Below are 26436 nucleotides of genomic sequence, written 5' to 3'. Positions count from 1 at the left end.
CCGAGTGCCGGAGGGAGTTTGTCGAGTGGTGTGCAGTTCAGTTTTTCACAAACTTAACCCTAACAAAACGTTGCCCATTGGTTCCTGCCGGCATGGTGACAAGGACTGACTCTGATGTAGCGCTCAGTGGTGTGATCGTTTCTTCCGTGATCTGAGCTGGGTCCCAATCATCATTCAGGGTCCCCGACCACTGCACCTGAAATGATCCTTCACCCTCAGCCAGGATGCGGCGGGTGTAGCGGTATGTCAGCACACCCTCTTCTTGATTCAGGACAGGTGTTGGAGCATCTGCCTTGGTGGCATCAAGATGAAGAGCCCATTCGAGCAGATTGGACAAGCCATCCTTGTCCGGGTCAGAGTGCATGCCTGTTACAGCCAAGTCGTTTTCATCGGGCCAAGTGATATCTATCCAGTCAGCAAATATACCCGGATTCGGTGGCGCAGCGGAGACCTCAACACTAACCGAGCGAGAAACCGTGGCGAATTCATTCGAGACAACAACCGTGAGCACGTAGGACCCCTCCTGATCAAATGTCACCATGGGAGAAATGCCGGTAGCATCACTGAATGTCGCTGTTCCAGGACCACTTAGCTGTGACCACTGGGCAGCGTTTCCACCCTTGATCAGTCCGAGAAGACTGCATGGAATCGTCGCTGGTGTGGCCAGTGCTCCATCGGCAATAACAGGAGCTGGAAATAGGGAGTAGCTAATGCTCAACATCGGCCTCACATTGGGGCTAATCGCATCATCTGAGTGGAAAATAGTCAAATGCTCACCCATGTCCGCTTCACTCACAGGAGACCGCAGCACGAGATTGAGCCGCCCGGCGATCACGGCTGACTGGGCCTCCGTGACAAAGTTGGCTGTGCTCGCGAATATTTTGTCGGTGCTGGTTTGCGTTTGCGCATTATAACCATCCACTGAGCTAAGCAGGGTGCCTCCCTCGTGAGACTCCCCAAACCACAATTCATTGTCAGCTAAGTCAGATTTGCGGTTCCAGGTAGCACCACTGGTATACCCCATGGAGCCATTCCCAAATCCCTCAGTGAACGAATGTGGAATCGACCACAATTCCACATCCGAGACCGTGCCGCTTCCTGGTGTATTGGAGGTAGTGGTTTGCAGTGCCACTCCGTGTACCACTGCGTTGGCTGGCAGCGCCTTGAGATCGAAGGAAAGAACGCTGCGGCGTATTCTGCCGTCGGTTTTCCCCACATGAAGCTCGGGACTGGCTCCGAGGTTCGTGGAGGTATTTTCGGACATGAGAGTGGCCGCGCCATGAACGTAGGCATTTACTCCTTCGCGGAAGGTCATCACCGAATGTTCACCTACCTTCACCGTGCGAGTGCGTGTGGTGGTGAAGCCCCCGACAGAAACCGAGCATTGCAGCACATAGTTGCCCAGCATGGAAAATGTGGCGTGTGTGCTGGCGGATGACGCTGCCGTAAAGCTCACCGTCCCTGGACCGTTCACTTTCGACCACGCAATGACGGGTGTGGCCGCAGACCCATGGCTATCAATGGCCGCTGTCAGCTGGAGTGCCACTGATGTGTCTGGCAGCGAGACACTGACACGTGAGGGACTAGTGATGATTAGACTGGGGTGGGTATTGGTAATGTTATAAATTTCCACTGATCCCAAGTGACTGTATGTTCTGTGGATGTCCTCTCGCACCCTGTCCATCTTTGGAGAACCCACCGCGACCGCGTCACCATCCATTGCCACCGCGCTTGCAAAGTTGGTGTCGCTCGGATTAGCCGCTGATTGATAGGTGCCTTGGCGTGTCCACGTCGTGCCGCTCCGCGTATAGAGATCCACACCCCCTTTTTGACTGATTACTGCGTTGTCCCCATCTACTTTGAGTGAGTTTCCGAAGTAGCTATACTGGTGTCCGTCCACCGGGTCGAAAGTCGCTTGAAGACTCCATTGAGTGCCGGAGCGGGTGTATACATAAGCCTGTCCAGTTCCTTTATTCCCGTTGAAATCTAACACCCCATCTTCATCCACCCCAGGGGCGCCAATGAGAGCTGTGTTGCCACTGATCGACACACTGGTGCCAAATCCGATAAACGCTTTAGGTGACGGAGGCGAGATGAGGGCCTGACGGTTCCAATCACTGCCGTTGAAAGTAAATACACACACCCGTCCCGAATACGTGTATTGGGTCTCCAATCGATAGGCCGCGATCAATGCTGTGTTCCCATCGATCGAGATGGCATTTCCAAAACGCTGGTGACTACGGGAGTTGCCGGAAAGGAACTTCGACTGCTGGGTCCAGGAGCTGCCTGACCGCTGAAACCAATAGACACAGCCGCGATATGGATCACCTGAGCCAGTTCCGGTGAAATGGTTCGGAGCTCCGATCAATAGCTGATCACCCTGAATCGCCAGACCATGCCCAAATCCTTCCAGCTGGGTAAGATCATCCGAATACATTTTTTGCTGTATCGACCATTGCGTGCCACTGCGGGTGAACACCGTCACACTGCCTACATTGGGAGTAATCGTGCCGTCCGATGCCACATGGCAATCTGTGGTAGCAGCTACCGCCAGGGTGTCCCCGTCAAGGGCCAACTTGCCACCGAAGTAAGGAAATCGCTCTGGACTGTCCGCCACTAACCGCGCTTGCAGCTGCCAGCTACCAGCCACTTTCACCATAACGTAAACCGCACCAACGGAATTTCCTGTAGCACTCGGCTCATCAGCCGCGCCTACCGCCAGCGTGTTGTTTTGTAGTTCCACACTGTTGCCCAGATTCGCGTCCGACCGACTATTCCCCATGGTTAACCGCTGTTGCGGAATCCATACCGACTGATCGAGTTCATAGATGTGTGCCGAGCCGTATGTTGTTCCAGAATCACCGTCGCCACGATCACTGTAAGCACCGATGAGTAGGTTCGTCCCATCCATCGCCACCGATGAGCCGTGATCGAAGGTCTGCTTCCAAGACCAAACGTTACCTGTCCGCTCATAAAGAACGGCCTGGGCACTAGATGACCAAACCCAGCAGCCGATCACCACCCTGTCGCCAGAAATTGCCACGTCACCTCCCGTGAGGGGATAATGAACGCCGTTGTGGTTGATCGTTTCCGCCACAAACATGCCCGCTCCATCCATACGGTAGATATCAAATTGTCCATTCCGAGTATCGGTCACCGCATCCGGGGAACCAATGATCGCGGTATCACCATCGAGCGCCACCTGTGAGGCGAACCGGCTCTCCGTAGCGCTGTAGGGGGAAAAGATGCGCTGTGATTCCACCCACGAACTCCCGTCGCGCTTGAATGCATACGCCACTCCCACTTGCGCAAAACCACCATAAAACTCCCTGGGAGCACCGATCAATATCACGTCTCCATCGAGTGCCACCGCAGTGCCAAATCCGTAAGCACCTGAGCCCGTGCTGGCTACAATCTCATTTGCAAATTGCCATGAGCCCGTGGCTTTGGAAAAGAGATAAGCTTTCGTGGAATTCGAGCCAATCAGGAGCTCGTCACCATCAATATCAAGGGCGTAACCAAACTCCGAGCCCCCGCTCGTAGGCGAGGTCAGTTGCGTTTCCAGTGTCCACTTACCAGCACTCCGCTTATACACATAGACGCAGCCTCGGTCACTGTAATATGGATAGTCATCCCATTCTTTGGACCCGACCGCCAGAGTATCACCATCCAGAGCCACGGCATTGCCAAACTCATCCGATGTGTTTCCATCATCCGCCCAAAGCTCTGCCTGCAACGACCACAGTGAATCTTGACGCACAAAGACGTATGCCCTCCCCCTGCCATCAGGACCGAACAACGCATTTTGCGCAGTGACCACTGCCGTGTCTCCATCGATGGCAACTGCCGAACCAAAGCGATCATTGGCATAACCCGTGCCGCCCATTTCCGATATCATGATCTGCTCAAGGTTCAGAAAATAAGGGTCGATCTGCACGGGGTAAACGGCCTCTGAGTCATCGACCGCAATTTCAAATCCAGTAGCCACGGGATACATGTTGGCAGTCAGTTCTCGTCCTCTTGCATCCCACGCCTTGAGACCACGATACGCCGCCAGAGCCCTGCCTTTCCGGTCCGTGAAACACAGCCCGTCTGCGTTAGCGGGGTCGGCCACGGTTGTCAGCCCCTTGGTCTCCATCCGCATGCGGAGCTTGCCTGGCTCACTGCCAGCAGGCCTCGATGGGACATCAAAACCGTGTTGCAAGCCATCATCGTTATTTTCATACCACTCGATCACGCCGTCCGCGTGCGAGTATTCCACCCGGCGCTCACTGCTGCTAGCTATCGGCCGAACCCCTGCACGGTTTAACTCCAAGCTCCAATCGGAACCCAGCTTGGATGAGCTGACCGACACGGATTGATCGTAAAAGCGGGCGACCATTTTCTGAGCTGGGTTATAGGCAAAATACTTTGCTCCACGGGACGCTTCCGGAACCGACTCATCATCGGGAACAGGGCGGACCGCATGCCTGGCTGCAGCAAGAGCCTCCTGCACCGTAGGAAAGCCTTTTGCAGCTGCCATGGCTGGCCGTGATGGTTTCGTTTCACGGCTCCTCGGCGTCGCCGCCTCGCGACCTCCCGAAGATCTGCTGGCTTCCCGTTTGAAACTACGGACCGATGACTGATCGACGCTGTTTATTTCTCTGACGGATGTCCGCGTGTCACCGGAAGAGGATGCCATAGGCTGCCAAATGAATGCCGCGATCGAGAGCACACTGGCAAAAACTACCAGACCATACCATACTTTCCAACGAGACTGGCTAGATTTAATCGTTTGTTTGCGAGCTGAGGAAACGGGGTTTGGTTGTGTTTTCATCGGTAAAATTGCTGATTGGCAGGTCTTGAATCGAGACGGATCGACCCGGCCTCCTAACACCAAAGCATCACAACCAACCAAATTTGGCCTGCAGGCACAAGGGACTAATATGTCACCGCTAACGCCCCTCAGAGAAATTATACCAAACTAGCAGCATGGTCGCCCGGCTCCATTGTCCCGCTGTGGTGCAATATAAACCACCGCTGCTGAGGGCAGACGTCGTTGTTCAGGCAGCAATAATCAGCCTCTAAATCTGTTAGCTCGTGGTGGAATAAACGCGCACTATCGCGCTATACCACCCACAGGTTCTTTTCAATTACGGCGTCCCCGGCGCATCAGGATGGCTGCAGCACCAACTGCCAGCAACCCCGAGCTACTAGGCTTAGACATGACATTGAGCGTAATCGTTCCGAGCCCTTCACCGGTTGTGCCCCCTTCAATGAACACACCCGCACCCATGGCGGAGATGAGGTCGTAAGTCCCGGGATTCCAAGCTGAGAAATCGATTGCATCCAAATCGCAAGTGCCATCGAGATCAGAAAACGAGTTATCGAGAGGGACGTCGGAGAAAAATTTGATTCCGATCGCAGATCTGGGACCGCTCCCTCCAAAGTCGAAAAGAGAGACATGGCTCGTGTTAGTTCTTCCCCGGGTGAAATCATTATCCGTCGGATCTTGGAAGCCATTTCCCGCCTGCCTGAAGGTACTACCAGGCAAGCTCAGTGTTAGTTAGCTAGGTAACACAAAAAACCGACAGCCCCGTAATACGAGGTCTGTCGGTTCTATCTGAAATATATGGTTAGTAGAATTACCCGATAATCTCCAGCAGCTCGATATCAAAAACGAGCATGCCACCAGGCCGACCACTACCAGGCACCGCCGGGCCGTAAGCCAAGTCAGCCGGAATCCAGAAGCGGCGCTTCTCACCAGGCACCATCAGCTGCACCCCTTCGGTCCAACCTTTGATCACGCCGTTGAGAGGAAATTGGGTAGGTTCGCCGCGAACTACGGAACTATCGAACATTTCACCATCCGTGGTCCAGCCGGAGTAGTGCACCTTCACGGTATCGCTGGCCTTCGGTTTGCCATCGCCCTCACCGTCGCTGAGCACTTTGAAAGCGAGTCCGCTCTTGGTCTTCTCGGCATCGGCCGGAACGTCGGCCACGTCTTCAGGCACGGCGGGTGCTGGTGGTGCCTCTTTGCTGGAAATGAGTTCAAGGTCCGCGACGATGTAGCCACCGGGTGCCTGAGGCTCGGGCAGCCAAGCGTGGCGCTGCTCACCGGATTTCATCTCGGTGAGGATCTCGGCCAGTGCGGGCGGCATTTTTCCGAGCGGCATGCTGGGTGGAGCTTGCTCCTTGCGGGTATCCTGCACGGTTTCGCCTTCCATCGTCTTGGCGGTGAAATGGAAGGTCACCACGTGATCGGCGGCTGGGCTATCGCCGGAACCTTCTTGGATGATTTTATAGGCTACTCCGCTCTCGGTCTTTTCAGTATCCGCAGGTGGCTTTGGTGCCTCCTTGATGCCGAGCAGCTCGACGTCAAAGCAAAGCATGCCACCAGGCCGACCGCTACCAGGAACTTCAGGACCGTAGGCAAGGTCTTCCGGAATCCAGAAGCGGCGTTTCTCACCCACCACCATCAGTTGCAAGCCTTCGGTCCAACCGGCAATCACCTGACCGAGCGGAAAACTGGTCGGCTCACCACGTTTCACTGAGCTGTCGAACATTTTGCCGTCGGTGGTCCAGCCGGAGTAGTGCACGGTCACCGTATCGGCGGCGGTGGGTTTGTCAGAACCGGTTCCGGCCTGGAGGATTTTTGAGGCAAGACCGGTATCGGTCTTGGAGGAATCGGCGGGGGCGGCGGCTACATCTGCTGGTGTTTCTGGCGTCATATTCTTAGTTTGGAAATTCGCGTGAAAAGCGAGCATCCATGTCACAACCCATCTGTCAACCGCCCTCAGGGTTAAATGCCACTAGATTGGCTCAAACAAGAGGAGAGATCTCTCGGAAATCGTTGTGGAAGAAATGCGATCCGGCAGAGAGAAAATGGTCAATTTCTACGTCAATCCCCCTTCCTTTCACATTCCAGCCCCCTTTTATGGCAACGGTTTACCAGCATTAGGAGTGCCATTTCGGTCTTTAACCCACTATGAATCAACACGCAAAAAAAGTTAGTAACGAAGCTTGACACACAACGACTTATAAGATTATACGCCCCGCCCCTACCTCCCGCGACGGGAAAGTATCACTCCTCTCTCTACTTCATTTTATCACTAAACCTCCAATACCATGCCCTCAAAGACCTTAGCCAAAAAGCCAATATCCAGCAGTATCACAGTATTTATCTTCATGCTGCTATCCGCCGTAATGACCCAGGCCACTCAAGCCAACAGCGCAACTCGGCAATCTCCGGAACAACAAGATCTGTCCGATACTGATTCCAAAACAAAACTGGTGAAAATCCGGGCTAGAATTACCTACTATTCGATCGGACAAGACAAGTGGGGTGCGCTCAACGCCTGCCCGAAAACAAAGAAATCCAAGATTGGAGTCACCGTAGCCGCCCACCCCAAGTTCAAATTCGGAACTAAACTATCCATTCCCAAATTGAAAGGGATCGTAGGCGACGGAATTTTTCTCGTCCAAGACCGAGGAGGTGCCGTGACACGCAAAATCGCCTCAAGAGGGAAATACTACGTCTTTGATGTGTTTGTAACACCTTCACAGCGCAGGAAATATGCTAATCAACTACCGGAATACATGGATGTTTACGTCCATCAGTAGGAACTCAAAAATAATTCAACAAAAAGCCGTCGTGATTCAATCCACGACGGCTTTTTTGTGCCTACTGAAGAGCGGTTACGCGACTTCACCAACTTTCCCGATGAAAAAGCGGGGATCGCAATATGGTTAATGATGCATTTCTCCGCCCGACCCACTCAATCCCAACGGGATTCCGCACCCCAGCCTGAAGTTGTGACAACCACAGGGTCAAAGCCCCGCGATGACTCCAAACCTGAAGAGTTTCCGCAGCTGCGAAGCCGGAACTACTGCCCGCTCGTTTCCTGTTTTTCCTCAGGCTTTGGTTTTTCCACTGCCCCAGGTTTCGCCTCAACCTTGTGTTTCACGTGAACCTTGGTCTGCGCTGGTTTTTCCGAAACCACCTTGGCCTTGGATGGTGGAGGGACAAAGCGGATCGACTTCATCAGCTTGTTGTAATTATGTACAATCACGGCCGGATAGATCACCCGACCCGCTTCCGCATTTTTCTCACCGGAAATCTTGGCCGAAAGATCTTTGGCAAGGCTGAGACCCGCATTGAGAATGACATCCCCCTTCATCATGGAAGCGATGTTTTTGCCTGTGCCCATAACGACGTCGCTTTTGACGCTCTTTCCCTGTGAGTGAATGGAACTCTCCAGCGAAACCAACTCCCCTTTGCCATTCACGGAAACTTGCAGCAAGGCATGATCATCGGATGAAAAAAAGCCGCGTAAATTATCGATTCGCAAGGAAATGAATCGTCCACCGCCTGGTGTCTCGGTAATGACAGGCTTGAAGGTGCGATATTGCACATCCGACATCGTGTAGTCAGACGCTTTCTTCCCCTTGGAATTCCAACCGCCCAGCTCCTTGCCAAAAGCATCCACGTCGACAATCAACTGCGCTCCGGCAGTCGCCAGAGTCAAAAAGAGTATAAGAAGTGACTTCATTTTTGTGGAGGGAGATACGTTATAGAACACGCCCTCTATCAAAGTCTATCCATTTAATCAATCCTTACTAATTGAGAGATTCGCTAGGGCGACCAAGCGTGGGCTCTATGTTAAACCGCGAATGGACGCCAATTTCCGCGAATTTTTCTTATCGTATGCATTCAATGTGTTTGAGGCTTCTGAATAATCATCCAGCCAAGCTCGTTCAGATAAACATGGCATTCATTCGCGTTTATTTGCGTCCATTCGCGGTTCAGCACACAACATAAAAAGCCCCACGCATTGCCCCACTCCGGTCGTCATCCATCTGAGGGGCACTCCTACTCCCTCAACAATCCCAACGGGATTCCGCACTCCAGCCTAGGGTTTGCACAACCCTAGGTCAACAAGCCCCCCTGATACCGCCAAGCCTGAAGGGCTTGCGTAGGTTCACGCGCACGCCGCCCTCCCAAGCTGCAAAACGCCTTCAGCGTTCAAAAAAAACCAACTACAAATTCCAGAGTTGAGACAACCCTGGACTATGATGCCCAATCCCGTTGGGGTGTGAAAAGACGGCGTGCACACCTCACCGCCCCACACCGGTCATCAGATACACCGCAAAGGAACCTAACCAATGCTCGCCTTCGTAACTTCCGCTGAAGGTATCTTTCAGGCCGGCCTCTTCGTGTTTCTTGGCGGCTTTGAGCAGGGTCTCTTTTTCTTCCCCATCCAGCACACTGGCGATACCACGCATGGTCCATGCCCGACTCAGATTCAGCCCGACCAAGTGCACCAAGTGCCCGTCCTCCAAATCACTGACCGATACCGGTTGGCTGAGATTTCCCAAATCAAAGTTGGGAAAAAACGCCCCTAACCACTTGCGGAATGCGTCAGCAGGCAGCACCCGCCGCATGAGATCCGCTTCGTTCAATCCTGGCGAAAAGAAATCATTGCCGCTCGGTTCATAGCGCACTGCGTAGGCGGTGTCCTTGCCGTAAAATTGCTTGGCCTTGGAAACTAACAGCTTTTCAAAATCGACATCCCCAGTGGCACGTGCCCAATCGAGCATCTGACTCAGGGGGAAGGCAGACTCCGGATGAAAACCGCAGCGCACCGGCCAGTCTAACTTGGGCAAATACGCATTGGCATGGCTCACGATCACTTGCTCCAGCGGCAGGTAGGCTGCCGACCATTTCCGCCCCTGCTCATCATCGAGCGCCCGCAGCTCCATCCCCAAACGAAGCGCCCAAGCCCAGCCATACATGCGCTCGAACGACTTGTCCTTCGCCAGCCGATCCGCCTCTTTCTTCAGTCCGCCCGCAGTGAATTTATCATCCAATGCCGCCCCCACCCTGGCATTCCATTCCGCCTTCGGAAACAAGCGCACCAGCCGCACCAAGGTCCAATGACCGTGCACCGATGAATGCCAATCGAAGTGCCCAAAAAACACAGGCGACATCTCACGCGGCGAAATAACATCCTCCGCCGTCTTCATCACATTCCCAGGCTTGTTAGGAAATTCCCTGTTCAGCCCAGCCAAAGCCAGCTCGACAAATTTCCCAGCCTGCTTCTCAGACAAACCATTTTCAGCCAGTAAACTTGAACACATCATCAATAGGAATAAGTAAATTTTCATCAGTCATATTCCGATCGATGGCACCATGCTAAACGCTCAATCTCCTTGATCAATCAACTAGTGTATTCAGACCAATTTGCACTGCCCCCTCCTGCCTTTCTGAAAACGAGTCCGAAGACTACCGTTTGCTGTCCGTAAACCGCTTTCTGACTGCGTCCTGCCTCACCTTCCCTATATCCATGGACACAGCCCTCATCGCCTTCTTCAGGCTCTTGTTCCGCGCCATCGCCTCCTCGTGAGTTCCCATCTTCTTGAGCAAGTTCGCCCGGGTCGCCTCCACTTTCTTTCGCTCCGCAGCAAGCAGCTTCGGATGTTTCAAAACCTCATCGAGTAAGTACATCGCAGTTGGATACCAAAGAAATCGATAGTCCGTGTCCTTGTCCAATTTGCCCGCGTCCAACAAGGTCAGATACTGCACCTCTTCATAAGATCCGGCGAAAACGATTACCTTCACGTCTCCAGGCTTTTTACCAAAAAAACCAGATTTCTTGAGCTGCGTCACCGTCAAAACCTCTGGTCCAAAATCCGTGTAAGAATGAAGCTGCAAATACTCTGGCTTTTCCAACGCCTCGAGAAGCGCTTTTCGATGAACCTCTACGTCTTCAGCGAATGCCGGACTCAATGCACTCCCCAGAAAAACTAGGATCCAAACTAACTGCTTCCGAAGAATTCTCATACTCATTAAGGCATCTTTATCTCCCCTGCGAAAACTGCAAGAACTTTGCTTTTTGAGTGAGGTGTTTGAGAACACCGTGTCAGGGGAAAAGTGGAGACATTTACTTTAGAAGAGTGCATTAAAATGGAGCAAGGCAAGGATCTGATGATCCATTTCTATGCCTGACCCCTTTTCCGTTGGGATTTCAGAGATTAAAACTCTCTGTGATAGTTCTCCCAATAGTTTCCGATCAGTTCTTGAATTTGCTCAATGTTCAATTTTGATGGTGCACATTTCCCAGCCCATGCTCGTCCAGGGTGAAGTGTATCCCAGCTGGGCCTCGCGCCTTTATATCGCCCCCTACCTGGATCGTGATTGCCGAAACCATCAATCAGTGAATTCCAAATCGGACGATGCCGTTTAATCAACAAGGATTCACCCAAGGGAATCCAGATATCGTCCACTACAAGATGTCTGCAGAGAAAGTCAGCTGTATCAAGGTTTTCAGCCTGTTCGATGCTTCCCCTGTGCTCTTCAAGCCGCCGGTAGAGTGAGGTCCCTTTCGCGGATACCTCCGGATCAACATTTCCCTTTCTACCTCCAGTCGGAACCGCCTTACCGATGTAGATCGGCACATGTGGCCCATCTTCCGTTAGGTTCCACTCTTTCAGTTTCGAGTACGCAGGATAATCACCATGATAATAAATGACATAAACTCCAGCACCATTAAAAGGCTCTACGGCGTTGATGGGAACTGCTGGCCGTGAGATGAGAGAGTCTGCAACACTTTTGCCGAGGTTCTCTTTCTCAAGAGGATTGTATGGTTTCATTGCTAACAGATTGCGACTTCTGAGCAGTTTGTCGAGTCAGAGCTTTCGCGACCGATGCTCCCACAATGCGCGCAAGTTCCACTGGCACTGCGTTGCCTAACTGACGCATAGCTTCTGTCCAACTTCCTGTGAACTCGTAATCATCTGGGAAGGTTTGCACTCTGGCGCTCTCACGGAGCGATAGATACCTGACTTTTCCATTGGGGTAGAGAATCATGTTTTCGCCACCCGGCACTCCGTGGTCGCCGGCCTTGAGTGCCTTGCTCGGCCTGTAGAGAGGACTTCCGGTGTGGCCTGGGTAGGATCTGGCGCCTTCTTGCAATTTGTGGTTAAGCCAATCTTTTGAACCGCTCTTGGTGGGACGAGATAGATCGGCAATGGCTTCACCAAGGGTTCTCCATGGTTTGAGACCTGATGCAACGATGCTCGCTCCTTTGTTGCGTAATCTTATGCCACGTTTCAAAAGCGATGGAGGAAATGCCGAATCTGACATTCTCTTTCTACCGTAACGTTTCCAATATTCGTTTGATACAAATTGTTCTACCAAAAGCTCCTCTTCGTTGTGTGTAGGACGAGGAAATGACCACTCTGTCTGTATATCCGAGCGGAAACCGATGAAAAACACGCGGTGCCTTTGTTGAGGAACTCCGTAATCAGCGGCATTCGCCTGATGAATGTGCACACGGTAGCGAAGCTCGTTTTTCTGTGCTCCGCTTCTCTCTTTGTGACGTTGTAGGCGGGCAAGATTCTGCTCCCAGTCGATATTGCTAGAGACTGGAAATGTGGGAAACTCCATTTGCAGTCGGATGTATTCCACATAATTCGCGAATGCCGGGCGTAATAAGCCGCGAACGTTTTCAAAGATAAACGCGCGCGGAGCTATCTCTGCCACTGCCCTTACTGCTTGAGGAAACATATCACGGCAATCGTTCATGCCTCTCGCCTTGCCACCCATGGAGAACGGTTGGCATGGCGGTCCACCAGCCACCAGATCGACTCCGGCGTGTTGGCTAAAATCAACCTCGCGGACATCAGCACGATGAATTTCACAACCTTTTAGCGCCTGGTGTTTACGCGCCTGATTGTGCAGCAGGGTATCCACAGCCTGCTGGTTCCACTCATAGAGAGCTTGATGTTGAAAACCCGCAGAGTGCAATCCTAAGGCAAGCCCACCGGCACCTGAAAATAGCTCGATAGAATGGAGATTCTTCATGTGTTCATTAGAACATTTATAACCTAAGGTGTCAATTTGTTATATCCACTACTATTTGTATCCACCTCTGTTGGTGTGCCCTTTTATCCAAAATTCTAGTCGATACTGCGTTGATGCCCCAATTCTATGTCTACCTCCTTTATTGTAACCATGATCTATTTGTAAGCTCCCCCCTTTTCCACAATAGTGTTTATGGGGTATCTACCACATCATATCAAACTTTCTAAAGAATCGTCTGTTTGAGGAAATAAATTTATGTTGGCCAACCGTATGTAACTCGGCATTCGAGGATCGTTAAATTTGTATACCCCCTTCGCTAATCTCCTCAGTATCGTTTCATTTTCATTTGATACGATTTTTATCAAATACGCATTTAACCAGCTCTGCTGAATACTCTTACGAAATAATTGACTATACATTTCCCTGAGATCTGACGCTGTAAATTCGTCTTTCTTAATCTCTGAAGCTGCAAATAATATTTTCTTAAACTCTTCCGTATTTGCGGATCTTACTACCGAGTCATATTTTGTCCTCAGAGACCCTTCTGCATCGCCCATAGCGTCATCTGTTGCTTCCTTGATATGGCCAAGTTCAATCAGTCGACGATTCTCTCCTATCGCGGATTCTGACGCTTTCAGAGCTAATAAATGTGTGAAATGTGCGTACCCTGCACTCACTGTTATAATTTTTTTTCTAGCAGAAAGAGAAAATTCAATGTTCAATTTTGTCGCTCCATTCGTAATAATCGACTCTACTTCTGTGTCGCTAAGTTTTCTTAATGGAGTTTCTTTAAGACAGCGTTGCACTGACTCATGACCTTGTGTTAAATCACTCGCAGTCTCTGCGATTCCTACAATCAAAAACTTTAGTCCTGAGCCAATATCACTCAACTGTTTCACCAGTTCAGCGATCTTCCATTTTTCTTCTTTTGCAATAACGTCTATCTCATCGAGTAAAAACAAAGCATTAATGCCTTTCAATTGATCGGCTACCCAACTTGGTGAATTAGCCTTAGTCCGAATACCATCATACTCTTCGATAGATGTTGTCTTTGTATCAATACCAGCTGAAAGAACCTTAAAATCTATACCAGCTTTGCCACCTTCAGCTTTTTGTTTTTGCAAACTTGTAACGTTTATATCGCAACCTGCATCGCTTAATATTTGTTCCATTATTGATGGAAAAGTATCACTACTGTCACATCTTTTGATATAAAGCTTTCCTCCTACCAAATCCTTCAGCATATCGGCCGCAATGTTTGCCAAGGAAGTCTTTCCTACACCCCGGTCTCCAAACAGCACCGAGTGTTGCCCAGGTGTATTAAGTTGTGTAATGATGTTAGAAACCTCTTTTTTTCGGCCAAAAAAAAGGTCCATCTGCTGAATTGGCGTGTATGGCGTAAATACATTACGCACCCCAGCTTGAACAATCAGCTTTTCTCTTTCTATATTAAACATCCTAACAGCTTCTTCTCATTAAACGGGAATAATGATACCGGATCCTACTGACAAGCCTCGCATTCACCGCCGTTCATCATGGCTTCGATGGAGCAGGCGTTTTTCTCGGCGGCGGTGTATTGCTTTTTCTGGCCTTGTTTGACGTCGACGGTGGATTTCTCGATGTTGCTGGCCTGGAGGGTGCGGAGGTAGTAGGTGGTTTTTAGGCCGGTGTGCCAGGCTCGGCGATACATGTGTGACAGGGTCTTCATGTCTGGGCTGGCTAGGAAGAGGTTTACACTCTGACTTTGGTCGATCCACTTTTGTCTCCGGGCGGCGGCGTCGATGATGGCATCGTAGCCTACTCCGAAGACGGTTTTGTGTTTCTCTTTGAGGGCGTCTGGGATGTCTTCGATGTCTGTTAGTTCGCCGTCGAAGTATTTCAGCTGGTCGAGCATTTCCTGGTTCCAGAGGCCTTCTTTTTTCAAGTCGTTGACTAGCTCGCGGTTGAGGACGATGAAGTCACCACTGAGGTTGCTCTTGACGTAGAGGTTCTTGTAGTTCGGCTCGATGCATGGGGTGGTGCCCATGATGTTAGAGATGGTGGCGGTGGGGGCGATGGCGAGGACGTTGGAGTTGCGCATGCCGTGGGTGGCGATTTTTTCGCGCAGGTGGGTCCAGTCCATCTTGGCGCCGCGGGGGACGTCGATTTTGACTCCGCGCTCGTCTTCTAACATGTCGACGGTGTCTTGGGGCATCAGGCCGCGGTCCCATTTGGAGCCTTTGTAGGTGGAGTATGGGCCGTGCTCTTTGGCGAGTTCGCTGGAGGCATTGTAGGCGTAGTAGGCGATGGCTTCCATGAACTCATCGTTGAAGTCAACGGCGGCATCGGAGGCGAAGCTTAGGCCTTTTTTGTAGAGGGCGTTCTGGAGGCCCATGACCCCCATGCCGATGGGGCGGTGACGGCTGTTGGCTGTCTTGGCGGCTTCGGTGGGGTAGAAGTTGATATCGATGACGTTGTCGAGCGCGCGGATGGCCACGGTGATGGTCTCCTTGAGCATGTCGTGATCGAGGGAGCCGTCCTTGGTGATGTGGGTGTCTAGGACCACGGAGCCGAGGTTACAGACGGCGGTTTCTTCGTCTGAGGTGTTGAGCGTGATCTCGGTGCAGAGGTTGGAGCTGTGGATGACGCCGCAGTGGTCTTGGGGTGAGCGGAGGTTGCATGGGTCCTTGAAGGTGATCCATGGGTGGCCGGTCTCGAAGATCATCTTGAGCATGCCTTTCCAGAGTTCGATGGCTGGCACCTTGCGGGTCCAGATTTTTCCTTCGGCGGCCATTTTCTCGTATTCCTCGTAGCGGACTTCGAAGGCTTTGCCGTAGAGATCGTGCAGGTCGGGAGTTTCGTTGGTGCGGAAGAGGGACCAGTCTTGGCGGGCTTCCATGCGCTTCATGAACAGATCGGGAATCCAGTTCGCGGTGTTCATGTCGTGACAGCGGCGGCGTTCGTCACCGGTGTTCTTGCGGAGTTCGAGGAAGTCCTCGATGTCGTTGTGCCAGCTTTCGAGGTAGGCGCAACCGGAGCCGCGGCGTTTTCCTCCCTGATTGACGGCGACGAGCTGGTCGTTGTGCAATTTCAAGAATGGGATGATGCCTTGGGACTCGCCGTTGGTGCCCTGGATGTAGCCGCCGGTTCCTCTAACAGCGGTCCATGATCCGCCGAGGCCGCCGGCCCATTTACTGAGGTAGGCGTTCTCTGCGATGCCGCGCTGCATGATGGACTCGATGGAGTCGTCCACCTTGTAGAGGTAGCAGGAGGAGAGCTGGGAGTGGAGGGTGCCGGAGTTGAAGAGTGTGGGTGTGCTGCTGCAGAAGCGGCGGCCTTTGTAGAGGTTGTAAAGGCGGATGGCCCAATCCTCGCGGCCTTCTTTCTCGGCGCGGAAGAGTCCCATGGAAACACGCATCCAGAAGAACTGGGGGGTCTCAAGGCGGCGTTGCTTGTCGCCGGTTTTGTCAACGATGAGGTAGCGATCGTAGAGGGTCTGGATGCCGAGGTAATCGAAGTCGAGGTCGGCGGTGGGATCGAGCGCGTCGGCGAGTTTCTTGATGTCGTATTTGGCGACGACCTCCGGGGAGATGCGTTTGATCTTGATGCCGTGGTTGAGGTATTTCTTGAAGTGTGCCTTGTGCGCGTTCTTGAGGGCGCGGATGCCATCGGTGAGGATGTTCCAATCGAGCACTTCCTCGTAGATGTAGGAAAGGAGGATGCGGCCGGCGAATTTGGCGAAGTCCGCGTCTTTTTCGATCAGTGACTTGGCGTTGAGGATGATGGTGGACTTCAGGGCATCCTTGGTGATTTCCGCGCCGATGGAGCGGCGGAGTTCTTGCTCGATCTGTTGTTCTGTTAGGTTCAACTCGAGGCCGATGGTGGCGAAGTGGATGCGCTTCTTGAGCTCGGTGCCATCCCAGAACTCGGTGTTGCCGTCCGAGGTGGTGACGACGACCATGGACTCTTGGTTAGGGTCCTCGGCGGGTGTTTCATCGAGACGCATTTGGGCGCGTTGGGCGCGGTAGAGGATGTAGGCTTCGGCGGCTTTGAAATAACCTTGGCGCATGAGTTCTTCCTGGACGATGTCTTGCACGCTCTCGATGTGGGCGAAGGCGGAGTCGCCAGTGCGGATGGCCTCGGTGACGGCGTGGGAAATCTTCACCGCAGCTTCCGGGTCTTCCTTAATGGAGAGGAATGCTTTTCTAACAGCGATCTCGATTTTGGTCTGGGACCATGGCACGACGTTGCCGTTGCGGCGGATCAGGCGGACCGGCATGGTGTGCGGTTCTTCGGAAACGATGACCTCGCCATTTTGCTCGTAGGAGCGGGAGAATACGAGGGACTTGGCAACATCGTGGGCGTCGTTCTCGATGAGGGCTTTTTCGATGAGGAGGTAGAGATCGTTCTGGCTGAGGCGCAGCTGACCGCCTTCCTTGACCTGCTCAGTGAGGGAGGTGGCTACGCGGTGGGCAACGTTGGAGACGAAGGTGCGGTTCTCATCGTTGAAGATGCTGTCGACCTTGGTCTGGCGGGAGATGAGTAGATCGGTGAGTGCGGTGCCGATGGTGTCGGCGACTTTGGCCAGGGATAGCTCTTCCTCATCTGTGCCGGTGGTGACGATGATGGACGGGACGCGGTCGGCGGATTTCTCGCCAAGGACGGCGCACCAGTCGTAGCGGTCGACGGGGATCGAGGGGTCGGCGTCGAGGGCGCTTTGGGCGCGGTCGGTGATGACTTTCTTGAGGGCGAGGTCTTCGGCGAGTGAAACGGATCTATACATGATGGTAGTTGGTGAGCAGGTTGGGGTTATTGTTTTGAGTGATCAGTGTGCGGTGATCAGTGATCAGTGTTGGTTGTTACTTGGCTAATTTACGTTGCAGGGAATTGATGAGGGCTTGCAGCATGGCGGAGATGTCTTTGGTTTCCTTGATAAGATGAGAGAGATCTGTGCTGCTGTGGATGCGTTGATGGATGTAGAGCTGAGTGCGAAGTTCGGCACAGGAGCCTTTGCTGTATCTGAGAAATTTGATGTAGTCTGGAGTGCTGTCACGTTCGGCTCCTTCAGCGATGTTGGAGGATATGGAAACGGAGGCTCGCTGTATCTGATCTTTGAGTGAGTAATCTTTGGAGTTTTGGAAGACCTTGTAGATATCGACTGCGAGTTGGCATGCGCGTTTCCAGACGTCTAGATCTTCGAAGGTTTTAATCATTTCATTTAAGTGATCGGTGTGAAGTGCCTGGGTTTCGTCGTTCATGCACGGATCACGGATCACGGATCACGGATCACCGCACACTGATCACTGACGAACTAAAGTTCGTCATCATCGATGTTTCCTAGGGCTGTTGATTTTTGGTATTCGGTGACTCGGCCTTCGAAGAAGTTTTGTTCCTTCTTGATGTCGATCATTTCGGCTAGCCAGGGGAAGGGGTTGGTGAGGTTTCCTACAAGGGGGTCGAGGCCACAGGAGACTAGGCGGCGGTCGGCGATGTAGTCGATGTACTGGTGGAAGTCTTCGATGTTGAGGCCGACGGCGGAGACCGGGAGGCAGTCGCGGATGAAGTTTTTCTCTAGCTGGATGGCTTCGGACATGGTCTGGCGGAGTTCTTCTTTGAACTCGGGGGTCCAGATCTCGGGGTTCTCTGCGGCGATGTCGCGGAGGAGGTTGCGGAGGAGTTCGATGTGATTGGACTCGTCGCGCAGGGTGTAGCGGAACATCTGGCCTATGCCGGGGAATTTGTTCTGACGGTAGAGGCTGAGGATCATTCCGAAGAGTCCGTAGAACTGGGTGCCTTCCATGCACTGGCCGAAGATGAAGATGTTTCGCGCGAGCGCTTGCTTGTTTTCTACCAGGGACATGTCCATGTCGCGGCGGAGGGAGCGGGAGTTGGCTACTACGAAGTCGGTTTTTTCTTGGACGGTGCGGACGCCTTCGAAGATGGCTTCGCATTCGTGGGGGTTGAGGCCCAGTGAACTGACCATGTAGACTAGGGAGTCGGCGTGGATGTTTTCCTCGTGGGCGTGGCGGCGGAAGACGAGTTCCAGCTCGGGGGCGGTGACGAATTCGCAGATTACGTGGATCATGTTATCGCCTACGATGCCTTCGGCGGCGGAGAAGTAGCCGATGCCCATTTTGATGATCCAGCGTTCGACGTCTGAGATTTCATCGGAGCGCCATTGCTCGACGTCCTTTTGCATGGGGATGTCCTCGGGCTCCCAGTGGTTGGCGCGCATGTTCGAGTAGATCTCGTAGGCCCATGGGTATTTCAGCGGAGCGAGACCGAAGCCGGGGATGCGCTCGCCGCCGATGACCTTTTTCTGGGCGAGGATTTGCTCGGCCTTGGTGGGATCGACTGGGATGGTGTGTTTATCGAGGGTGGCGGTGGACATGGGTAATGGGAAGCTGGGATTAGGAAATGGGAAGCTGGAAGAGAGTGCGCCGCTGGGGCGGCGGGGGTTTGATCATGACCGGGACGGTCATGCCACGTTAGAGATCGTCGTCGTCGAAGGTGGTGTCTAGGGTGCTGGCTCCGATGTGGGCGGCGGTGTTGCTGGCTAGGTGGAGCTGCTCGTCGAGCCATGGGAAGGGGCTGGCGGCGTGGTGATATTGGCGCGGGAGCTTGCAGGCGGAGAGGCGCTCGTCGGCGAGGAACTCGATGTAGGTGCAGAGGGAGTCTGGATCGAGGCCGGCATCGGCGACTGGGAGGGCGGCGATGAGGTTCTTTTCCAGCTCCACGGCATCGGTCATGTAGCCGGTGAGCTCGTCCTTGAACTCATTGGTCCAGATGTCCGGGTTCTCGGTGACCATTTCCTGAAGCAACTGGTCGAACAGGCTGAGGCGGAAGGTGATATCGCCGATGAGTTTGTGGAAGATCTTGCCGGTGCCGGGGGTTTTGTTCTGGGCGGCGAGGGAGAAAAGGGAGGCCCAGAGGGCGAAACACTGGGTGCCTTCCATGACCTGGTTGATGAGGAAGATGTTCCGTGCCACGGCTTGTTTGTTGGCGGTGGTGGTGGTGTCCGTATTGCGATCGAGCGGGCTGAGCTTCTCGGCGATGAATTGTTTCTTGGCGGCGAAGGCTGGGATGGCGGCGAGGGCGGCGCATTCCATCGGGTTGATTTGCAGCGAGCCGTGCAGGTGGACGAGGACATCGCAGCGGGTGTTTTCCTCATGGACGAAGCGACCGAAAACCAGCTTCAGCTCGGGGGCGGTGACCAGATCACGCACGGTGTAGATGCCGTGGGAGTGGAACAGCTCTTGGGAGCGGGCGAACGCGCCGAGGGCGGTCTTGTAGATCTTCTGGCAGGGCTCACCGAGCTGGCTCCACTCGGCGATGTCGGTATTCACGGACACTTCGGCAGGTTCCCAGTGGGAGTTTTTCATCTCCTTGTAGAGTGCGTAGGCCCAGTTGTATTTCAGCGGCAGGATGTTGAAAAACATCGAGTTCCGGCCGTTGAGCACTTTCTTGGCGGCGTAGGCCTCTTCGGCTTTCTCGCGATCCAAGTTGAATGTACGTTCGCCGAGAGTGATAGTGATGGTGTCAGCCATGATTTGTAAGGGTGAAAAAGGGGATGGAAAGATGCAATCGGGAGAGAAAAACAGGGGTGTTCTTACAGGGTTGAAGCTGATTTTGCGGAGGGGTTTTGGCAGGATTTCCGGTTGATTTTCATCCGGTCGGTGCCATCCGCGCAGCTTTCGGATAGTGCCCGAAAATGGTCCAAATCGTCAAACTAAATCTGTCCATATAGTATCCACAAATTATTAACAATACAACATGTGGTGGTTTTGCTTATTTTCAGCAATGCGCCTGTTTTTACTTGTGAAGCCCCAAACCCTAGAGCCCCCAACAGTTGCTTGCAATTCTAACCACCCAAAGGTTCTGGTAGGCCGCTCCGACTGGGGCTCAAAAAAAATGCGCCACAAGCCGTGCCATCGAGACAGCTGCCAGCTTTTTAAAATTTTTACTTCGGATCTGCCAAAAACCACTCCGTAAACGGCCTCGATAATCCCGAAACTCTGGAATCATGGGCGATAAAAAATTTACCCCCGAATCCAGCGAAGTGGATCCGAGGGTAGACGGGGGGATGTATTTGAGGCGTCTTTTCTGCACCGGGTGGGATTTAGCTGACTGGCTTTGATCCGGAGGATTGGGCCAATCTTCCCTCCCGAGCGTTCGCCCTACCACTGACGTGGCTATTTCTTGAATGCGTAGCCTTTTTTCTCGGCCTGGGCACGGACGGTAGCGGCTACGGCTTCATCGAGGGTTTTCTCGGCTTTGTTACCTTCTTTCTCGGCGAGCTCTTTGCGTTTGGCGGCGACGTAGGCGGTGCGTTTGTCGTTCAGCTCCATGATCTGCTTCTGAATGCTGGCGCGTTCTTTGGCCATCTTGGTGATATGGGCTTTGCACTGCTCTGGGGTCATGTTCTGCATTTCCTTGGGCAGGTCTTTCTTCTCGATCTTGGTGATATCGAAGTCCTTTTGTTTGCAGGCATCGACCAGGTCCCAGTTGCCATTCCAGTAGTTAGCGCTGCCCTTGGAAACGACGCGTTGGACAGAGGCACCGCTGGCGGCTTTTGCTTTGGCATTATCATCCTGAGCTACTTGGTCGTGTTTCTTGGACGCGCCCATTTTGCCATAGGCTAGGTAGGTTTTGTTGAGTTCGGCATTGAGTTTGACGATCTCGGCATCCTGAGGCGTTTCGATGTGCACGACCGCGCGGTTGTGATCGATGGTGAGGAACTTTCCATCAGCGAGCATGGCTCCATTTTTCCAACCTCCGGAAATGCCTGCCTGCTCGTTGCCGCAGTGGATGGTATTGACGATGACGCCCTTGGCGATGGCATCTTTGACGGCTCCGTCCACCTTGATTGGGCCTTGGGTAAAGGGCTCATTGCCGGCGATGAAGATGGCTTTGTAGACTTTGTTAGACGGGTCCCATTTGAGGTCGGTGACGGCACGGCGGATGACAGCTCCACAATATTCATCGCCGCCATTGGTCTTGAGGGCGAACAGCTGTTTGCTGATTTCATCGAGATCACGAGTCAATGGCTGGATTTGTTTGATCCAGTGTTCTTCTTTGCTGAGGGCGGACTTGCCGTACTCGTAGAGGGCGACTTCCACGTAGGGAACCTGGCCGTTTTGCTTGGCGTCGATGAAGGTGTTGATGATTTTCCAGAGCTGGGTTTTGGTCTGTTCGATCAATCCGTTCATGCTGCTGCTGGTGTCTAGCAGAATGGCGATCTGGACTTTGGCCTGACCTGGTTTTTCGGCAGGGGCCGTGGCCACAGATTTGGATTCCTTGGTAGTCGGTGTGGCTTTCTCCTGCGCGCTGGCTGGGAGAATGGCGAGGAATGCGGCGAGGCCGAGGGTGGTGATGTGGGTTGGTGTTTTCATTGTTTTGTTGGGTTTGTGGGTTGATGATTGCGGGGATTTTTTTTTGACCGCGAATCTGGCTAATTGAGCGAAATTTTTTGCTTGGGTTGATTATTCCTTGGGTTGATGACGGCTTGCAAAGCTGTCCTACTTTCCGGATTGGATGAGGTAGGTTTTTTGGTCGATGGTGATGCGGATGTTGTCGCCTAGTGCTAGACAGCTTTGGCGGTTGTCGGTGATGAGACGGGTGGCGATTTTTTTGAACTCCGGGCTTGAGACGTTGACGGTGACCGACTGGGATGGGTCGATTTTTTTGCCCGCCAGTGATGAGTCGGTCCATTCGTTGCCGTTGCGATAGAAGGCTTTGTCGGCGATCTGACAGAGGGCTCCTACGCTGTCCTTTTCGAGTCTGTCATTCAGGTATCCGTTATCGCGATTGAGCTTGGTGGCGGACTTGGCCTTGCCGATGTTCCAGTCCTGGTTCACTGAGGCAGCACCGGAGCGTTTTTCTACGGCTTTGCCTTTGATCTCGGCACTGGCACGAGTGACGGCACGTCTGTGCATGTCGTTGGCGAAGACCATTCCGTCTCGGGCTAAAAAGGCGGTGTATTCGGTGAGGACACCGTGCTCGGTAGAGAGGCGGACAATTTCGTCCACCAGCTCCTTGACCTTGGGGTCCTGCATGTTCACGGCGGTTCCATTTTCAGATCCAAGATCACGCAGGGCTTCGGTGAGGACGGCAATTTTTCTCGTCGCCCAGAGACGCGGCACGTGCGAGTTCGCCTTGCTGGATTTCTTCAGTGATAGATTGAAGTGGAAATGGCGCGGTCCTTTGAGGTCGTTACCTGTGAGGGTGAAATGGAGTTTTTTCTCATGGTGATATCTGCCGATGACCACCAGCTGCTCGCCATCGAACATGTCAGGCAAACGGGCGGGCATGATATCAGTGACGACACCAGCAAGAGGTTGGCCTTGGTGGTCAACGGTCGTGAGCTTGGGCTCGCTGAGCACTGGGCCTGACAGGCGACGGAAAACTCGCGCTACTTTGACTTCTACGTCCTCTTTCGGAAGAACATAGGTGGCTCGGGCCCGGCTGTCATCGGCTAGTCTCGAGAGCAAAGGGGTGTTCACATCTACGCCCACTCCGAAGGTGAAAATGCGGCGCTTATGTGTGTTCCCGGCGGCGATGGCTGCGCGGATTTTCTTTTCCTGTGTCTGGCCAATGGTCGGCACACCATCGGTTAGAAAAAGGACGATGGGAAGCATGTCTGGAGTCGGATTCTGATGGATCGCAGTCTGCAGGGCATCGTGGATATTCGTGCCGCCGCTGACTCGGATTCCGGCAATGAACTTTCGCGCTTCTAACAAAACCTCTCGAGTTTTGATCACCGGCTTCGCAGCGAAATGCTCTACGGCTTCGTTGTAGACGATGATGTTAAATGCTTCGCCGTCCTCAAGTCCTTCGATGGTCTGGGTAGCGGCCTTGAGAGCCTGTTCGATTTTCTCGCCGGCCATGCTACCGGACTTATCAATGACGATGGTGAGTTCGCGTTTGACGGATTGTTTATTCTCGATGGCTGGGGGCGAGAGCAGGAGGAGGAAATAGCCACGATTCTTATTTTCCGGATAAGCCATGATCGAGGCGGTGGCTCCGTCTTTTTCCCGACGAGTGGCTGATAGCAACAATGATCCAGGTTGCATCTTGCCGCTGTTCGTCAGCTTCATTCGGGCCCCACCGACACGGCGTTCTGCCATGTCGTGACTGGGCGAGTAGACACCCGCGATGCCACCTTTGATTTGCCAATCGACCTCGACCGCCCATGGTACTTGATAGGCGGGTGACTCGGTGCGGGGGAGAGCGTAGTCGATGCGGTCGCCATCGATTTCCAGAATCTGTTCATAGACCAAACGCACTCGACTGGAGCCTCGGGCGGGCACTGGGAAGACGCTGGATTTCACCAAACCATTGCCGGCGAATTCAAGTAGAGCCGGATCAAGCGAGCGGCGAACAATCTCATCATAAATCCGGCGGGCCTCGTCGCGCGGAATCAGCTTTCCGGGGAACTTCCCCTGCGCCCCCTCGAGACCAAATTCATGGATCGCTGAATTGGCAGGCACTGGGATCAGCACCTCGGATTCCTGCTGGCTATGACCCGCATTATGTAGCGTCATCGTCATGGTAGTGACAGCGACTCTGCCAATGATACTAACAGAAACATCCACTCCGCTGACTCGGACTGGCTGGGAATGCTGTGGCAGATGCCTGACGTGAGGCAGGACTGGCGGATGCCAGTGGCCATGTGGCACAGCGTGTGCAAATAACTCTCTAGGCGCGATGGCACCAGTGATGACAGTGCCTCCAAATATTCTGACTATTTCTCTACGTTTCATGGGGTTTAGTTAGTTTGATGGTTCGAAACTATCCCCATTTTCCACTCCTGTGTGTAAAGTGGATGTAAAAGCATGACGCTCCTGATCTTTCTGTTCTTGTGGTCACATCAAGCCATCCCTAGCCTCTGCCCATGAGTCACAAGCAGTCACAATGGATCCTCGCCGAGGTCCCCGAAATTCCACCTGATGTGGATGATCGTATTCCCGAAATTCTGGTGCGTATGATGTGCCAGAGGGGGGTGGAAATTCAGCAGATGGAACGGTTTCTCCATCCTCGGCTGAAGGACCTGAACGATCCCTTTCTACTGCCAGACATGAAGGCTGCGGTGGATCGGATCCTGCAGGCTGTCGACCTTGGCCAAGAGGTTTGTGTCTACGGTGATTACGATGTCGATGGCATCACCTCGGTCACCTTGCTGACTCGTGTCTTGCGGGCCTATGGTGTCTCAACACGTAGTTTCATTCCGCGCCGTGGGCCAGAAGGATACGGGCTCAATGAAGCGGCGTTGAAACGTTGCATGGAGGACGGCCCAAAGCCTGATCTGTTAGTAACGGTCGACTGTGGCACGGCATCACTTTCTGAAATCGAACTGCTCACTTCTCAGGGGGTTGATGTGATCGTAGTGGATCATCACGAACCGCCACCACAGGGGCAACCTGAATGCGTTGCGGTAGTCAATCCCAAGTGCGCGTCGCTCGTCCCAGAACAGACCGGAGAAGCATTTGATTACCTCTGTGCCGCTGGAGTTGTCTTCAAGCTGGCTCATGCCCTGCTGAAGACACGCATGGTCGATACCTTCGACCTCAAGGAGCATCTGGATTTGGTAGCGCTTGCCACCGTCGCGGACATTGTGCCTCTGGTGGATGAGAATCGTCTGTTAGTGCGTCATGGATTGAAATTCCTCGCCAAGACGAAGAACGAAGGCTTGAAGGCGTTGATGGAAGTGGCTCAAGTCAAAGGGCCCCTTACCAGTGCCGATGTCGGATTTAGAATCGGGCCACGTATCAATGCCGCCGGCCGCATGGACCGACCCGAAGATGCTCTGGCGACACTGACTACCGCGGACCGCGCCGAAGCAATCTCGCTAGCTAACACTCTCGATGGGCACAATCGCACCCGCCAAGGTGAAGAATTGCGTATCCACAAGGACGCACTCAAGCGACTGGAAACCGAGTGCGATCCCAATGATCCGGTGATTGTGTTAGGTTCACGCGACTGGCACCCGGGGGTAGTCGGAATCGTTGCCTCAAGAATGATGCGGCGCTTTCACAAACCCGCTTTCATCATCGCCATCGATGAGCATGGACTTGGTAAGGGAAGTGGTAGGAGCATCGGTGGAGTTTCACTGATGGATGCCATCAACGCCAATCGTGACTTGTTAGAAGCCGGAGGCGGACATGCCATGGCAGCAGGTATCAGCGTGCACGAAGACAAAATCGATGCCTTCCGCAAAGGTTTTGCCGACTATGTCACCAGTAACGTCAGCGAGGACGACCGCAAGCCTAGGCTCCACCTGGATGCCGAGATTGATTTCCCGGCCTTGTCTCTCGACTTCCTGAAAAGCTACGAACTGCTACAACCCTTCGGTGCTTCAAACCCTGAACCTCTGTTCATGACCCGCGAAGTCTGGCTTACCGAACCGCCGCAAGAACTCAAAAACCACCACCTCCGCCTTTCGATGAAACAGAAGGAGTGCTGGAAAAATGCAATGTTCTTCGGCGCAGGTCAGCGTGATTTGCCAGAGCAGCCATGGGATATCGCATTCACTATTAACAGGAATGTTTTCCGAGGTCGGACTAGCCTGCAAATTGTCATTCAGGATGTGAGGGCGCATCAAAAGTCAGACTAAC

At 53.2% G+C, this 26436-nt stretch carries 17 protein-coding genes; 2 read left to right on the top strand and 15 right to left on the bottom strand.

Features of this window, described 5'->3' with window-relative positions:
- Positions 1 to 37: 37 nt before the first annotated feature.
- From ACSPJT_RS12540 to ACSPJT_RS12530, 3 genes are all read right to left on the bottom strand, one after another.
- Entirely contained in the window at positions 38 to 4816 is a 4779-nt protein-coding gene (locus ACSPJT_RS12540; protein ID WP_435892898.1) for a DNRLRE domain-containing protein, read from the bottom strand.
- A 312-nt stretch (positions 4817 to 5128) separates the two neighbouring features.
- Entirely contained in the window at positions 5129 to 5533 is a 405-nt protein-coding gene (locus ACSPJT_RS12535; RefSeq protein WP_435892897.1) for a hypothetical protein, read from the bottom strand.
- Positions 5534 to 5624: 91 nt separating this feature from the next.
- Positions 5625 to 6710 carry an FKBP-type peptidyl-prolyl cis-trans isomerase gene (locus ACSPJT_RS12530; RefSeq protein ID WP_435892896.1) on the bottom strand — a complete coding sequence of 362 codons (1086 nt, stop codon included), beginning with the start codon at positions 6708 to 6710 and terminating at the stop codon, positions 5625 to 5627.
- 397 nt (positions 6711 to 7107) lie between these two features.
- On the opposite strand from ACSPJT_RS12530, the gene ACSPJT_RS12525 reads away from it, so the two are divergent.
- Positions 7108 to 7602, top strand: a complete 495-nt coding sequence (locus tag ACSPJT_RS12525) for a hypothetical protein (RefSeq protein ID WP_435892895.1) — start codon at positions 7108 to 7110, stop codon at positions 7600 to 7602.
- A 263-nt stretch (positions 7603 to 7865) separates the two neighbouring features.
- On the opposite strand, the gene ACSPJT_RS12520 is transcribed toward ACSPJT_RS12525, so the two are convergent.
- The 12 genes from ACSPJT_RS12520 to ACSPJT_RS12465 all read right to left on the bottom strand — a co-directional run bounded on the left by ACSPJT_RS12520 (position 7866) and on the right by ACSPJT_RS12465 (position 24585).
- Positions 7866 to 8531 (bottom strand): hypothetical protein, encoded by a 666-nt coding sequence (locus tag ACSPJT_RS12520; protein ID WP_435892894.1) that lies wholly within the window; start codon positions 8529 to 8531, stop codon positions 7866 to 7868.
- 565 nt (positions 8532 to 9096) lie between these two features.
- Positions 9097 to 10146, bottom strand: coding sequence for a DUF2891 domain-containing protein (locus ACSPJT_RS12515; protein ID WP_435892893.1), 1050 nt, complete (start codon positions 10144 to 10146; stop codon positions 9097 to 9099).
- Between the two features lie 118 nt (positions 10147 to 10264).
- Entirely contained in the window at positions 10265 to 10822 is a 558-nt protein-coding gene (locus tag ACSPJT_RS12510; RefSeq protein ID WP_435892892.1) for a hypothetical protein, read from the bottom strand.
- A gap of 191 nt (positions 10823 to 11013) precedes the next feature.
- Positions 11014 to 11631, bottom strand: a complete 618-nt coding sequence (locus tag ACSPJT_RS12505) for an Eco29kI family restriction endonuclease (protein WP_435892891.1) — start codon at positions 11629 to 11631, stop codon at positions 11014 to 11016.
- Positions 11609 to 12844, bottom strand: coding sequence for a DNA cytosine methyltransferase (locus ACSPJT_RS12500; protein ID WP_435892890.1), 1236 nt, complete (start codon positions 12842 to 12844; stop codon positions 11609 to 11611). The genes ACSPJT_RS12505 and ACSPJT_RS12500 overlap by 23 nt, the downstream gene beginning before the upstream one ends.
- Positions 12845 to 13053: 209 nt before the next feature.
- Complete coding sequence (locus ACSPJT_RS12495; protein WP_435892889.1) at positions 13054 to 14301, bottom strand: nSTAND1 domain-containing NTPase; 1248 nt, start codon at positions 14299 to 14301, stop codon at positions 13054 to 13056.
- Between the two features lie 44 nt (positions 14302 to 14345).
- Entirely contained in the window at positions 14346 to 17606 is a 3261-nt protein-coding gene (locus ACSPJT_RS12490; protein WP_435892888.1) for a ribonucleoside-diphosphate reductase subunit alpha, read from the bottom strand.
- Positions 17607 to 17682: 76 nt separating this feature from the next.
- Entirely contained in the window at positions 17683 to 18081 is a 399-nt protein-coding gene (locus ACSPJT_RS12485) for a four helix bundle protein (protein WP_435892887.1), read from the bottom strand.
- A gap of 53 nt (positions 18082 to 18134) precedes the next feature.
- Positions 18135 to 19214 (bottom strand): ribonucleotide-diphosphate reductase subunit beta, encoded by a 1080-nt coding sequence (locus tag ACSPJT_RS12480; protein ID WP_435892886.1) that lies wholly within the window; start codon positions 19212 to 19214, stop codon positions 18135 to 18137.
- Positions 19215 to 19311: 97 nt separating this feature from the next.
- Positions 19312 to 20370 carry a ribonucleotide-diphosphate reductase subunit beta gene (locus tag ACSPJT_RS12475; protein ID WP_435892885.1) on the bottom strand — a complete coding sequence of 353 codons (1059 nt, stop codon included), beginning with the start codon at positions 20368 to 20370 and terminating at the stop codon, positions 19312 to 19314.
- A gap of 645 nt (positions 20371 to 21015) precedes the next feature.
- The gene (locus ACSPJT_RS12470) at positions 21016 to 22215 is read right to left on the bottom strand and encodes a vWA domain-containing protein (RefSeq protein ID WP_435892884.1); all 1200 of its coding nucleotides are present in this window, start codon (positions 22213 to 22215) and stop codon (positions 21016 to 21018) included.
- A gap of 126 nt (positions 22216 to 22341) precedes the next feature.
- The gene (locus ACSPJT_RS12465) at positions 22342 to 24585 is read right to left on the bottom strand and encodes a VIT domain-containing protein (protein WP_435892883.1); all 2244 of its coding nucleotides are present in this window, start codon (positions 24583 to 24585) and stop codon (positions 22342 to 22344) included.
- Between the two features lie 131 nt (positions 24586 to 24716).
- Here ACSPJT_RS12465 and recJ point away from each other — a divergent pair, with 131 nt between their 5' ends.
- Entirely contained in the window at positions 24717 to 26435 is a 1719-nt protein-coding gene (recJ, locus tag ACSPJT_RS12460; RefSeq protein WP_435892882.1) for a single-stranded-DNA-specific exonuclease RecJ, read from the top strand.
- Position 26436 lies beyond the last annotated feature (1 nt).

The sequence above is a fragment of the Oceaniferula spumae genome, from assembly GCF_042849255.1.
Classification (GTDB): Bacteria; Verrucomicrobiota; Verrucomicrobiia; order Verrucomicrobiales; family Akkermansiaceae; genus Oceaniferula; species Oceaniferula spumae.
The sequence above is the reverse complement of the archived record's forward strand: the minus strand, read 5'-3'. Positions and strand labels throughout refer to the sequence as shown.